We start from the raw sequence: 12337 nt of genomic DNA on the forward strand, positions 1-12337 counted from the left end.
GTCCCCATGAAAGTCAGCGATATCCTGCGCGTAAAAGGCGGAACGCTTTACACGACCACGCCGGAGGACTCTCTGGCCGATGCAGCCCAGCTGATGGCGGAGAAAGACATTGGCTCGCTGGTGGTGATGTCACATGGCCTGGTAGTGGGCATGCTGACTTTCCGTGAAGTGATCCAAGCCGCTGTCAAAAACGGTGGCACCTTCGGCTCCACCAGTGTGTACCGCGCCATGGACCCCGGCCCGCTGACCTGCACCCTGGAAACCGAGATGGATGAAGTGCGCCGCATGATGCTGGAGCGCCATGCCCGTTACATGCCGGTGATCGACAACCGCATGCTGCAAGGCGTGATCAGCTTCTACGACGTGGCCCGCGCCGTCGTGGACAGCCAGAACTTCGAAAACAAGATGCTCAAGGCCTACATCCGCGACTGGCCAGAGGGCGAGGCCGAAAAGCCGGAAGCTGAGAACACCTAGCCTTCGCTGGCGTGAATCATCTCCCGCACCCGCGGGTAGATTTGCTGGTTCCACTTGCGACCACTGAACACACCATAGTGCCCTACACCGGTCTGCACATGGTGTGTTTTTTTATAGGGGCGAATGCTGCTACACAGGTCTTGCGCAGCTACGGTTTGCCCCACTGCACAGATGTCATCCCGTTCGCCTTCTACCGTCATAAGGGCTGTACGCCGGATGGCCGCCGGGTTCACCAGCCTGCCGCGGTAGCTGAGCTTGCCCAGCGGTAAGTCGTAGGTCTGAAAGACCTTTTCAACCGTCTCCAGGTAGAACTCGGCGGGCAGATCATTCACGGCCAGGTACTCGTCATAAAACACGCGGATCACATTGGCCTTATCCACATCGCCATTTACCAGGTGCTGGTACAGGTCTTTGAACGATTGCTTGTGCCGCTCAGGGTTCATGCTCATGAAGGCGCTGAGCTGTACAAAGCCCGGGTACACGCGGCGCATATAGCCTTTGTGGGGCAGGGGCACATGGCTGATGAGGTTCCTCTCAAACCAGTCGATCGGCTTGCTGACCGCCAGCTTGTTCACCTCGGTGGGGTTCACCCGGCAGTCGACCGGGCCGGCCATCAGCGTGAGGCTGCGGGGCTGGGCCGGGTCGTCGTCCTCGGCCATCAGGGCGGTGGCAGCCAGCGCTGCCACGCAGGGCTGGCACACGGCCACCAGGTGAGCGCCGGGGCCAATCGTCTGGGTGAAGCGGATCATGTGGTCGATGTAGTCGTCCAACCCGAACGGGCCGTGGCGCAGCGACACGTCACGGGCGTTGTGCCAGTCGGTGATGTACACATCGTGATGCTGCAGCAGCGTGCGGGCTGTTTCGCGCAGCAGGGTGGCAAAGTGGCCTGAGAGGGGTGCTACCAGCAGCACTTTGGGCTGGGGTTCCGCCAGAGCCGCAGTTTTGCGGAAGTGCAGCAGGCTGCCGAAGGGCAGGCTCAAGACCGTTTCTTCTTCAATCGGGTAGACCTCGTCGTCCACCGTCACAGAGTCAATGCCGTAGTCGGGCCGGGAGTGCGTGAGGCGCATGCGTGAGATCACCTCCATGCCGGCCGACATTTTTCGTAGCCAACTGCCCTCGGTCTGGTTCATCCAGAGCATGGCGCTCATGCTCTGAGCCATGAGGCGCAAGGGGGAGCTCAGGTCGGCTTGGTTCTGGTAGGCTTGATACAGCATGGGAGTCCTGTCTTGGTGCGGCAAAAGCCTGGTGATGTTCTCTAGGCAATTTGCGCGCCAAGACCGCTGATCAGGCTAGGGCCACAGCGCTTGGCACAACCCTTGCACGGCATGGGGCACACCGACAACCCCGAAAGCAGCACCATGGCCAAAGCGATTCTCACGATTAGCAGCAAAAACTACGGTGCATGGGCCCTGCGCGGGTGGCTGATGGCCAAGCTGGCGGGGCTGGATTTCTCGGAAAAAGTGATTTCCCCCGACGACCCGGCCATGCGTGCCGAAATGCTCCTGCTCTCCAGCAGCATGCTGGTGCCGTTTTTGCAGCACAACGGCGTGACGGTGTGGGACACCCTGGCCATCGGTGAATACCTGAACGAAATCAAACCCAAAGCCGGCCTGTTGCCGGCCGACATCAAGGCCCGTGCCCATTGCCGCGCGGTCTGCGGTGAAATGCACTCCGGCTTTGCGTCGATGCGTGGAGCTTTGCCCATGAACATCAAGGCGCATTTCCCCGACTTCAAGGTCTGGTCCCGCGCGCAGGCCGATATTGACCGCGTGCTGGCCATCTGGAAAGACTGCCTGGAGAACTACGGCGGGCCTTACCTCTTTGGCAAGCAGCCTTGTATTGCCGACGCCATGTATGCGCCGGTGGTGACCCGATTCATGACCTATGACGTCAAGCTGGACAGACAGGCCGCAGCTTACTGCAAGCTCATGATGGCCTTGCCGGCCATGCAAGAGTGGGTGGAAGCCGCCCGGGCAGAGCCGGACGAGATTGACGAGTTGGACGCCGAGTTCTAAACCCCTGCGCGGAATTGCCGCTTACTTCCAAGGGGTGGGCGCAGGGACCTCGCAAACCGGCTCCACATCAATGGACTTAAAGTCCGCTGGCGACACGATTTCCAGGTATTCCATGTCGGGTGAATAGTCGAACAGGTAGTGGCGGATGCCGGGGCGCTGGTGAACCACATCGCCCGCTTGCACCAGGGTTTCTTTGTCCTCGTACATGAAGCGCGCCCAGCCTTTGGTCATGATGACGATTTGAAAGTCCGCCTCATGGCGGTGCCAGCCGGTGCCTGTTTCTGGTGCCATATTGGCTTTGACCAGGTGCGCAATCACCTTTCCGTGCGTGGCCTCGGCGATGCCCAGATCCCGGTACAGGAAAAAATCACGCAGCCCCCCGGACACAAATTGCGTGTCCTCAGGTTTGACATGGGAGAACTTGGTTGCAGTGCGGTCTAGCATGGCTCACTCCTGGTTCAAAAAGCGGTGAAACACTGAAATGGTGCACTGCAGCACGATGCATAAACTGTTCCAGCCCGGTTACCGGGTCCGGCAGTCGCGTCAGGGATAATCGGGGCACTATGAGCGGCAATACCTTCGGACACACATTCACGGTCACCAACTTTGGTGAATCCCACGGCTCGGCCATCGGCTGCATCATTGATGGTTGCCCCCCGGGCATGGAACTGTCAGAGGCGGACATCCAGATCGACCTGGACCGTCGCCGCCCCGGCACCAGCCGCCACGTCACCCAGCGCAACGAGCCGGATGCGGTGCAAATCCTGAGCGGTGTGTACCAGGGCAAAACGACGGGTACCCCCATTGCGCTGCTCATCCAGAACACCGATCAGCGCAGCAAGGACTACGGCAACATCCTCGACACCTTCCGCCCGGGGCATGCGGACTACGCTTATTTCCAGAAGTACGGCATTCGCGACCCGCGTGGCGGGGGCCGCTCCAGCGCCCGCCTGACGGCGCCCATGGTGGCGGCTGGTGCGGTGGCCAAAAAATGGCTCAAAGAAAAATTCGGTACCGAGTTCCGCGGTTGCATGACGCAAGTGGGCGAATTGCCCATTGAGTTCGAGTCTTGGGACCATGTGCCCAACAACCCTTTCTTCGCGCCAGTAGCTGATGTGCAGGCCCTTGAAGACTACATGGATGCCCTGCGCAAAGCAGGCGACTCCTGCGGTGCCCGCATCCGCGTGACCGCCAGCAATGTGCCGGTCGGCTTGGGTGAACCTTTATTCGACAAGATGGATGCCGACATCGGCTACGCCATGATGGGCATCAATGCCGTCAAGGGTGTGGAAATCGGCGCCGGCTTTGCCAGCGTGGCCCAGCGCGGCACCACCCATGGCGACTCGCTGACGCCCGAAGGCTTTGCCACCAACAACGCAGGTGGTGTGTTGGGCGGTATCACGACCGGGCAGGACTTGGAGGTAAGCATTGCCATCAAGCCCACCAGCTCCATCATCACGCCACGCGCCTCGATTGACTCTCAAGGCAACCCCACGGAAGTTGTGACCAAGGGTCGCCACGACCCCTGTGTCGGTATTCGCGCTACGCCTATCGCTGAGGCTATGTTGGCCCTGGTGGTGATGGACCATGCGCTGCGCCACCGCGCCCAATGCGGTGACGTGGTGCCCACGCTAACGCCTATTCCGGGTAGCGTTTGAGCGATACGCTGCAGCAGGCCGCCGCACCGGGTATGCGGCAGGTCCTGCCATTTGCAGCGCTGTCGGCCGTGTATTGCGCGCACGGCGCGCTGATGAACCCCTTTTTGCCGCTCTGGCTGAAAAGCTTGGGTCTGAGCTTGGTGACCATCAGTGTGCTCACTTCCATCCAAGCGGCGACCCGCATGTTTGCGCCCTATGCCTGGGGTGCTCTGAGTGACCGCACGGGCGAACGGGCCCGGCTGATGCGTTGGGGTGCGGTTTTGGCGCTTCTTGCGTCTGCCGGCCTGTGGTGGAACGGTGGCTTCTGGTGGTTGGGGCTGGTGTTGCTGGTGGTCTACCTGCAAACCAGCGGCATGATGCCCATGACGGAGGCGGCCGTGGCCCACGTGGTGAGCCGTGGCGGCGTGTTTGACACCAAGCTTTACGGCCGGGTGCGCTTGTGGGGTTCGCTGGGTTTTATGTTGGCTGTGATGGCCGCCGGCGCCTGGTATGAGCATGTGGGCATGACCAGTTTCCCGCTGATTGTGTCGCTGAGCTTGGCAGCGTTGTGGGTATTTGCATTGCGCATGCCGGACATCAAAGAGCAGCCTGTAGCCGGGCGGGCGCTTGCGTTGTCGATGGCACCGGTATTGGCCCAGCCGGCTGTGCGATGGTTTTTTGCTTCGGTTTTTTTTCACATCCTCTCGCACATGGGGATCTATAGCTTTTTCTCGCTGTACCTTGATTCGTTGGGCTACTCCAAGACCATGATCGGGTTGCTATGGGCGGTGTCGGTCACGATTGAGATTGCGTGGTTTTTCACCCAAAGCCGATGGATGCCCCGCTTGAGCTTGAGTGCGTGGCTGGTCTTGTGCGCCAGTGTGATGGCGCTGCGCATGGGGGTGACCGCATCGATGGCATCGGTGCTATGGCTTCTTGCCCTGATGCAAGCCCTGCACGCCCTCACGTTTGCCGCTCACCACAGCGCAAGTATTGCTTTGGTATCGCACTATTTTCCTGGGAGCTTGCGGGGGCGTGGCCAAGCGCTCTACACCATCATCGGCTACGGAGTGCCAGGGGTACTGGGTGGACTGGCCGGTGGGCAACCGAGCACCCATTGGGGCTTGCAAAGCGTGTTTTGGGCGACATCTGCCATGGCTGCTATGGCAGCGCTATGCGCCTTTAGAGTGTGGCGCTTGCACCAGACCGAGTCGCATCCACGGTAGCTGCGGAAGTGGTTCGGAGTGGCTCGATAAATCGCGATAACTCCTGCTCAAACTCCGCCACAGGCAACGGCTTGCTGAACAAATAGCCCTGAAAATTGTGGCAACCTTGCCGCGCCAAGTACTGCATTTGCTCGGTCGTTTCTACCCCTTCGGCGACCACGTTCAAGCCCAGGCTGTTGGCTAGCGCCACGATCATGTTGACGATAGCAGCATCGTTGCCATCTACCAGAACGTCGCGCACAAAGCTCTGGTCGATTTTCACAACGTCGAGAGGCAGGCGTTTGAGGTAGGTAAGTGACGAGTAACCGGTGCCAAAGTCGTCCATTGCAAAACCGACTCCGTGTTGTTGAAGCTCCTCCATGCGATGCACAACTTCGTCCACATTGGAGATCAACATACTCTCGGTGATTTCTATTTTTAGCCGGCTCGCAGGCACGTCTGCGAAGGCCAGTTCCTGCAAAACCTCTTGCACAAAGCTAGGTTGATGAAATTGCTTTGCGCTCACATTGATAGCGATGGTCGAGTCCGCCAACACCGGCACCTCGCTCCAACGTGCCAATTGCTGACACGCGGTATGCAGTACCCATTGCCCGATGGGAACAATCATGCCGCTGTCTTCCGCCACTCCGATGAATTCCACAGGGCTAATCAAGCCCTTGGTGGGGTGCTGCCAACGAATCAGAGCCTCCGCACCTGTGACCTTTGCCTTGTCTTGCAGACCTGACACTTGTGGTTGCAAGTACAGCGCGAATTGGGCCTTGTCCAACGCCATCCGCATTGCTGACTCCAGCTCGGAGCGCAGTGTGACAGCGGCCTGGGTCTGAGGGTCGAACATGCGAGAGGTATTGCGGCCCGCCGCTTTTGCCTGGTACATGGCTAAGTCGGCCCGTTTAAGGGGCTCATCGATCATTTCGTCTTGGTCTCCAAACAGCGTTATACCCACGCTGGGTGTGCTGTTGCGAACCGCAGTGCCTAGTTCGTATGGCTCGTTAAGGGCGACAATGATTTTGGTAGCTACCGCTTGGGCTTGTACTGCGGCATCAGGTCGGTCGTCGCTCAGGCCCTCTAACATCACCACAAACTCATCGCCGCCCAGCCGCGCGACGGTATCAGCCCCCCGGACGCAGCCCAGTAACCGCTCTGCAACCTGCTGCAGCAAGCGGTCTCCTTGGTGGTGGCCGAGAGTGTCGTTCAGGGTTTTGAAGTCATCAAGGTCTACGAATAACAATGCGCCAAGTCGCTGTTGAACCAGCGCGTTGCGCAAGGCGGTGGCGAGTCGGTCCATAAGCAAACGGCGATTCGGCAGCATGGTTAGTGCGTCGTAGTACACCAATGTTTTGATCTCGTTCTCGGCGGCTTTACGTAGGCTGAAGTCGGTGAGGTTGGCGACGTAATGGGTAAGGTCTCCCGCTTTGTTTTTGACCGCGGTGATGGTGCTCCAAGCCGGGAAAGTCTCGCCGCTGCTGCGCCGGTCCCATATTTCGCCCTGCCAGCTGCCATGCAACCGGATGGATTCGTTCATTGCGTCGTAAAAACTCTGGTCTTGCAGATTGCTGCCCAGCAGCTCCCGGGGCTTTTTGCCCATGGCGTATTCCGGGCTGTAGCCGGTAACCCGTTCAAACGCATGGTTGACCTGCAGGATCTGCCACTCGGCGTCACATACAAACATCACGTCGTTTGATTCAAACGCAGTGGCTGCAATGCGCAAAGCATCTTGTGATTGCAGAAGCTCGCTTTCACGCTTCTGCAGGGTGTCCAGCATGGTGTTGAACTCACGGGCCAGGCTGGCCGCCTCATCACTCCCGCCAATCTCTACGCGCCTGTGGGTGTCACCCGAACGCACCGCTTCGGCCACTTTGCTGATCGCGCTCAAACGGCGCGTGAAGTACCGCCCTGTAATTGAAGCAAAAAACACAATCATCAAAGCCCCGCTGGCCAGATAAAGCAGCCCGCTCAGGAGCAGCTGCTCAATGCGCGCATCCAGCTGGGTGCGGCCCAAGCCAATGCGCACCCACCCAAGGTGTTGGCGGTCCAGCATGACGGGGCTCGCAATATCGAGCAGGGAGTTTGCGTTTTGCATCACCTTGGTCCGGGTGCCGGCCGGGAGGTCGGTCATGTATTTGCCCAGAAACTCCGAGCTGGTGTGCGCCAGTACTTGGCCTCGTCGATCCATCAGGATTACGAAGCGCACATCCGGATAATTCAGCGAACTGTTCACAATCTCCTGCAAACCTGCAATATCGCGTGCGGCAACCCACACACTGGATGACAGTGCAATGCTCTCCGCCAGGGCTACTGCTTGTGCAGTTTGCTGTTCCTTGAGGTCGCTGTGCTGTCTGGATCCCCACTGCCACACAAGCATGATCATCATCAGGCTTACCACCAAGGCCATCCCCGCCACGAGCTGCCGCCGCAAATTGCCCAAAACGAGCTTCTTGATGGAGTAGCGGCTATTCATCAAGGCGCGCTCAGTTTGACGGGCCGCACTGTTTTCTCAAACCGATCGAGGTAGGTCCTGACCACTTCGTAGGTTCTATCGTCTGCTGCTGTGAATGCGGATGTTTCCAATGCTTGCAGGAGTTTCTTGCCTTCTGGGGTCTTGTTCAGGCCTGTCAGGAGTGACTGCACCTTGTCCCTCAGCGGCACCGGTACGTCGGCATGCACCATGACAGAGTTGTTGATAAGGGGCGGAGTCTCCCAAATTTGCATCAGTTGGGCAGCCTCTTCCGGGTAGTCTTTTTGAAACACGCGCCAAGGCGGAGGCCAGGTGGCCGCCGCTGACGAGTTACCCATGTAGGTATTCAAGATGGCGGACTCTTGAGAGCCGACATATTGGTTGTGGATGTCCGTTTGCAGGTTGATCCCTTTACTCTGCAAAAACGACTGAGGCATGATGGCGGCGGCCAGCGCGGTGGGCGAGGGGTAGCTCACCGTTTTGCCTTTCAGATCGGCGGGCGTGCGAATGTTGGAGTCTTTGCGGACGATGAAGATGCCCTTGAAATCTTGCGGATCTCCAGCCATGGCCACCACCCGATAGCCTGATTGCTGAGCCAACAGGGTTTGCACCGGGTTAGGCAACAAAAAGGCAGGCTCGGAGCGACGTATCTTCTCTTCGTAAGCGGCGTAATCGCGTGAGGCTTCGACTTCAAATCTCACCTCAGGCACCCGGCTGTTCAGGTAGTTCACCAGGGGCTGGTAAAGGTCTACCAGCTTGTGCGGGTTGTACAAAGGGTGAATGGCCAGGCGGTAGATCGGCTGCCCACCGGCAGCAGGTGTGTCTGAATAGCGCAAGGGCTGTTCAGGCTCCTGCGGGGCACAACCGAGCAGCGCCCCGAGCGCAGCAACAACGCTTACCAGCCAAATGGAAACCTTGCCCATGCAGACTCCTTGGAAGCTGACAACTCACCAGCGGCGGCCCACGCTCAGCGCCGTAATTTAACAAATTTGATTTTGCTCAGGGCACGATGGTGGTGAATAGATAGGTGGCCAGCAACACCAGGTGCACGGTTCCCTGTAGCACCGTGGTGCGGCCGGTGCTTAAGGACAGGCTGGTTACAAACAAAGACAGCAGCAACAGCACCGCTGATTTGGTGTCCAAACCGAGGGTCAGGGTCCAGCCGGTAGCCAGTGACACGACCGCGACTGCGGGGATCGTCAGTCCGATACTGGCCAGCGCCGAGCCCAGGGCCAGGTTCAAGCTGGTTTGCAAGCGGTTGGCCTGTGCTGCCCTGAACGCCGCAAGCCCCTCCGGCAACAACACCACCATGGCGATGATGATGCCCACTACCGCTTTGGGCGCACCGGCATGGGCCACAGCCGCTTCGATCGTAGGCGCCAACCCTTTTGCGAGCAGCACCACGGCTACCAGACCGACAACCAGCAAGACACCGCTGGCGATCGCGGTACGCCCTGCAGGGGGGGGCGCATGGCTGTCAAGGTCTGCCTGCGCAGGTAAGAAATAGTCGCGGTGACGCACCGTTTGTACGAGCACAAACGTGCCGTACAGCACAAGGGAAACGATGGCCACAAACGCCAATTGGCTTGCCGTGTAGACGGGCCCTGCAAGGCTCGTGGTGTAGTTGGGTAGCACCAGCGTGAGCACCGCAATCGCAGCCAAGGTAGTAAGCGATGCGCTCACGCCCAACTGACCGAAGGTTTGCTCGCGGTGGCGGCTACCACCGGCCAACAAGCACAGCCCAACGATGCCGTTCAGAATCAGCATCACCGCAGCAAAGACAGTGTCTCTGGCCAAAGCGGTGGTTTGCGGGCCGCCCGCGAGCATCATGGACACGATCAGCGCGACCTCGATGATGGTGATCGCCAACGCCAGGACCAAAGTTCCGTAAGGTTCGCCCACTTTGTGCGCGACCACCTCCGCATGGTGCACAGCAGAGAGCACCGCACCCACCAGGCCCAAGGCCATCAGCGCAAGATAGACGGCACCTTGTAATCCCCCCGCTTGGCCCGCAAGCAGCCCCCAGGCCGCCAAGGGCCAGGCAATCGTCCAATAGGGCAAGGCAGGGGTACGGGTGGGCATGGGTGATTAGCGCGTTCAAAAAGCAAAACAGATGCTTCGAATTTAACTGCTAATGGCCGCCCCCTTTCAACAACGCACTAAAGCAGCCGACGGCCAAGGCCAAAGCGCACCGTCGCTGCGCTACTCAAACCCGGTTGGCAAGAGCAAGTTTTGCCACTTTGAAAGAAAAAGAGCTACCCGCCCCTGTTGCGTAAACGCAGGCAGCTCCTATTTTTATAGCAAAGACTTAGCGGAACTTGTAGCCGATGCCAATGCTGTAGACGTTCTCTTGCAGGCTGGCCGTGGTGCCATTGCTGTAAGTGACATCGCGGAATTTATTCAAGTCGTAGCCTGCCTGAACAAAAAGGTTCTTGTCGAGCATTTTCCGCACGCCAATGCCATAGCCCACGCCTTGCGCATCAGTGGTGTTGACCCCATCGCTCGATGATGCCGTGCCGTAGATGGAAGACACCTTGCCGAACAATTGGTACCCATTCGAAAGTGCTACGGTTGGAATCAGATCGATCGAGTAGCGGTTGTTCACGCCCGCTTGGCTGCCATTGGTGTAGTTGCCATGCAAGTGGTTGCCACTGCTATAGCTCGCACCCAAGCCCAACGCGAAGGTCGGAGTCAATGCCCAGTCGTAGCGCGCTTGCAGGCCTGCGCCGGTGGTGGCGCCACCATCCGAGCTACCGTCAGTGGCGTTCACCGCACCGCGCGAAAACTCGACATTGGTGCCGATGCTGAAGCCGGAGAGGTCGGTGACGTCGGCTGCAAATGCAGACGTGCCAGCCAGAGAAGCCACAGCTACGGAAGCGAGGAGAAGTTTTTTCATTGGATGATTTCCAAGTTAAGGGACCTCCATGGTGCAAGCGAGCTGTAAAGCCGGATTGCGGCTTGTGCAAACCTTCGTAAAGCTTTGTTGCAAGCCCGTAGGCAGTCAGGCAGGCTCGCACACGGCGTCGAGCGCTCTCGACAAACACCTGGCCTTTCGCGAGGAATATGCGGCCGAGGTTTTGGCCGCTGTCAGTCGCGTGTTGGCGCAGCTGCGCGACATAAAGACCGATCAGCACTCCACGATGTTTACCGCCAGCCCGCCGCGGGCCGTTTCTTTGTATTTGGTTTTCATGTCCGCGCCGGTTTCTCGCATGGTCTTGATGACCTTGTCCAGGCTCACGAAGTGGCTGCCATCGCCGCGCAGTGCCATGCGGGCGGCGTTAATGGCTTTGACCGATGCAATCGCGTTGCGCTCGATGCACGGAATCTGCACCAGCCCGCCGACCGGGTCGCAGGTCAATCCCAGGTGGTGCTCCATGCCGATTTCGGCGGCGTTTTCCACTTGCTCGGGCGTGCCGCCCATCACCGCGCACAGAGCGGCGGCGGCCATGCTGCAGGCCACGCCTACTTCGCCCTGGCAACCCACCTCGGCGCCGCTGATGGAGGCGTTTTCTTTGTACAAGATGCCGATGGCCGCTGCGGTGAGCAAGAAGTCGATCACACCGGCATCACTCGCGCCCGGCACAAAACGGCTGTAGTAGTGCAGCACGGCGGGGATGATGCCGGCCGCCCCGTTGGTAGGTGCGGTGACGACGCGGCTGCCGGCGGCGTTTTCCTCGTTCACGGCCAGGGCATAGAGGTTGACCCAGTCCAGCACCTGCAGCGGATCACGCAAGGCCTCCTCAGGTTTGGACACCAGCGCATCCCGCAGGGCCTTGGCACGGCGCTTGACCTTGAAACCGCCCGGCAGCACGCCCTCGGTCGCACAGCCGCGCCTCACGCAGTCCTGCATAACCTGCCAGATGCGCAGCAGGCCGGCGTCGATCTCGGCATCGCTGCGCCAGTGTTGCTCGTTACGGCGCATGACCTGGGCAATGCTCAGGCCCTCGCTGCGGGCCACCTCCAGTAGCATTTCGCCACTGGTGAAGGGCAGGGGCAGCACCGTCGCGTCCGGCGCGATCACCTTTTGGCGGCTGCCGTCGGCGGCCACCCCGTCACTCACGATAAAGCCGCCGCCTACCGAGTAGTACACCCGGTTGGCCAACTCCTGATCCGCAGCATCCAGCGCCAGCAGACGCATGCCGTTGGCATGAAAGGGCAGGGGCGCACGCATGAAGAGCAGGTCCTCTTTTTCGTTGAATGCGACCGTGTGCTGGCTAGCCAGCCGGATGCTTTTGCTGCTGCGGATAGTGGCCAGTGTGGGTGCAATCTGCTCCACTTCCACCGTGTCCGGCTCCAGCCCGGAGAGGCCCAGCAGCACCGCCACATCGCTGGCGTGGCCCTTGCCGGTGGCGCCCAATGAGCCATGCAGCCAGCAGCGAACGGTGGCCGTGCGCGCCAGCAGCCCCTCGTGCTGCAGGCGGCTCACAAACAAGCGTGCCGCCCGCATGGGCCCCACAGTGTGCGAGCTGCTGGGACCGATGCCGATTTTGAACAGGTCGAAAACAGAAACTGCCATGGTGAAGTCCTTGG

The 12337-nt window shown here is 59.6% G+C and carries 11 protein-coding genes; 4 read left to right on the forward strand and 7 right to left on the reverse strand.

Translation table 11 applies throughout. The features are described from left to right. The first annotated feature begins 6 nt into the window (after window positions 1-6). Window positions 7-474 (forward strand): CBS domain-containing protein, encoded by a 468-nt coding sequence (locus U5L73_RS08530; RefSeq protein ID WP_322561987.1) that lies wholly within the window; start codon window positions 7-9, stop codon window positions 472-474. On the opposite strand, the gene U5L73_RS08535 is transcribed toward U5L73_RS08530, so the two are convergent. Then, window positions 471-1688 carry a polyhydroxyalkanoate depolymerase gene (locus U5L73_RS08535; RefSeq protein ID WP_322561988.1) on the reverse strand — a complete coding sequence of 406 codons (1218 nt, stop codon included), beginning with the start codon at window positions 1686-1688 and terminating at the stop codon, window positions 471-473. The two genes, U5L73_RS08530 and U5L73_RS08535, sit on opposite strands and share 4 nt — an antisense overlap. Window positions 1689-1832: 144 nt before the next feature. On the opposite strand from U5L73_RS08535, the gene U5L73_RS08540 reads away from it, so the two are divergent. Continuing rightward, window positions 1833-2489, forward strand: coding sequence for a glutathione S-transferase (locus tag U5L73_RS08540; protein ID WP_322563473.1), 657 nt, complete (start codon window positions 1833-1835; stop codon window positions 2487-2489). A 21-nt stretch (window positions 2490-2510) separates the two neighbouring features. On the opposite strand, the gene U5L73_RS08545 is transcribed toward U5L73_RS08540, so the two are convergent. Beyond that, a complete protein-coding gene (locus U5L73_RS08545; protein ID WP_313875764.1) occupies window positions 2511-2933 on the reverse strand; it encodes a cupin domain-containing protein in 423 nt (140 codons plus the stop codon). A gap of 119 nt (window positions 2934-3052) precedes the next feature. Here U5L73_RS08545 and aroC point away from each other — a divergent pair, with 119 nt between their 5' ends. Together aroC and U5L73_RS08555 are read left to right on the forward strand one after the other, a co-directional pair. Further along, entirely contained in the window at window positions 3053-4147 is a 1095-nt protein-coding gene (aroC, locus tag U5L73_RS08550) for a chorismate synthase (protein WP_322561989.1), read from the forward strand. Then, the gene (locus U5L73_RS08555; protein WP_322561990.1) at window positions 4144-5352 is read left to right on the forward strand and encodes an MFS transporter; all 1209 of its coding nucleotides are present in this window, start codon (window positions 4144-4146) and stop codon (window positions 5350-5352) included. Before aroC ends, U5L73_RS08555 begins: the two co-directional genes overlap by 4 nt. On the opposite strand, the gene U5L73_RS08560 is transcribed toward U5L73_RS08555, so the two are convergent. The 5 genes from U5L73_RS08560 to U5L73_RS08580 form a co-directional block, all read right to left on the reverse strand. Continuing rightward, window positions 5309-7810: an EAL domain-containing protein gene (locus U5L73_RS08560; protein WP_322561991.1), complete on the reverse strand. Its 2502-nt coding sequence runs from the start codon at window positions 7808-7810 to the stop codon at window positions 5309-5311. The two genes, U5L73_RS08555 and U5L73_RS08560, sit on opposite strands and share 44 nt — an antisense overlap. After that, window positions 7810-8730, reverse strand: a complete 921-nt coding sequence (locus U5L73_RS08565; RefSeq protein ID WP_322561992.1) for a phosphate/phosphite/phosphonate ABC transporter substrate-binding protein — start codon at window positions 8728-8730, stop codon at window positions 7810-7812. The genes U5L73_RS08560 and U5L73_RS08565 overlap by 1 nt, the downstream gene beginning before the upstream one ends. A gap of 76 nt (window positions 8731-8806) precedes the next feature. After that, window positions 8807-9889: an ionic transporter y4hA gene (locus U5L73_RS08570; RefSeq protein WP_322561993.1), complete on the reverse strand. Its 1083-nt coding sequence runs from the start codon at window positions 9887-9889 to the stop codon at window positions 8807-8809. Between the two features lie 226 nt (window positions 9890-10115). Beyond that, a complete protein-coding gene (locus U5L73_RS08575) occupies window positions 10116-10703 on the reverse strand; it encodes an outer membrane beta-barrel protein (RefSeq protein WP_322561994.1) in 588 nt (195 codons plus the stop codon). 231 nt (window positions 10704-10934) lie between these two features. Then, window positions 10935-12323, reverse strand: coding sequence for an L-serine ammonia-lyase (locus U5L73_RS08580; protein WP_322561995.1), 1389 nt, complete (start codon window positions 12321-12323; stop codon window positions 10935-10937). Between the last annotated feature and the right edge of the window lie 14 nt (window positions 12324-12337).

This window comes from Rhodoferax sp. (assembly GCF_034520025.1).
Taxonomy (GTDB): Bacteria; Pseudomonadota; Gammaproteobacteria; order Burkholderiales; family Burkholderiaceae_C; genus Allorhodoferax.

Bases quoted from the DNA above. Each gene is read 5' to 3' on its own strand.
- U5L73_RS08530 (WP_322561987.1), top strand. From the start codon at position 7: ATGAAAGTCAGCGATATCCTGCGCGTAAAAGGCGGAACGCTTTACACG.
- U5L73_RS08570 (WP_322561993.1), bottom strand. From the start codon at position 9,889: ATGCCCACCCGTACCCCTGCCTTGCCCTATTGGACGATTGCCTGGCCC.
- aroC (WP_322561989.1), top strand. From the start codon at position 3,053: ATGAGCGGCAATACCTTCGGACACACATTCACGGTCACCAACTTTGGT.
- U5L73_RS08575 (WP_322561994.1), bottom strand. From the start codon at position 10,703: ATGAAAAAACTTCTCCTCGCTTCCGTAGCTGTGGCTTCTCTGGCTGGC.
- U5L73_RS08565 (WP_322561992.1), bottom strand. From the start codon at position 8,730: ATGGGCAAGGTTTCCATTTGGCTGGTAAGCGTTGTTGCTGCGCTCGGG.
- U5L73_RS08580 (WP_322561995.1), bottom strand. From the start codon at position 12,323: ATGGCAGTTTCTGTTTTCGACCTGTTCAAAATCGGCATCGGTCCCAGC.
- U5L73_RS08535 (WP_322561988.1), bottom strand. From the start codon at position 1,688: ATGCTGTATCAAGCCTACCAGAACCAAGCCGACCTGAGCTCCCCCTTG.
- U5L73_RS08545 (WP_313875764.1), bottom strand. From the start codon at position 2,933: ATGCTAGACCGCACTGCAACCAAGTTCTCCCATGTCAAACCTGAGGAC.
- U5L73_RS08560 (WP_322561991.1), bottom strand. From the start codon at position 7,810: ATGAATAGCCGCTACTCCATCAAGAAGCTCGTTTTGGGCAATTTGCGG.
- U5L73_RS08540 (WP_322563473.1), top strand. From the start codon at position 1,833: ATGGCCAAAGCGATTCTCACGATTAGCAGCAAAAACTACGGTGCATGG.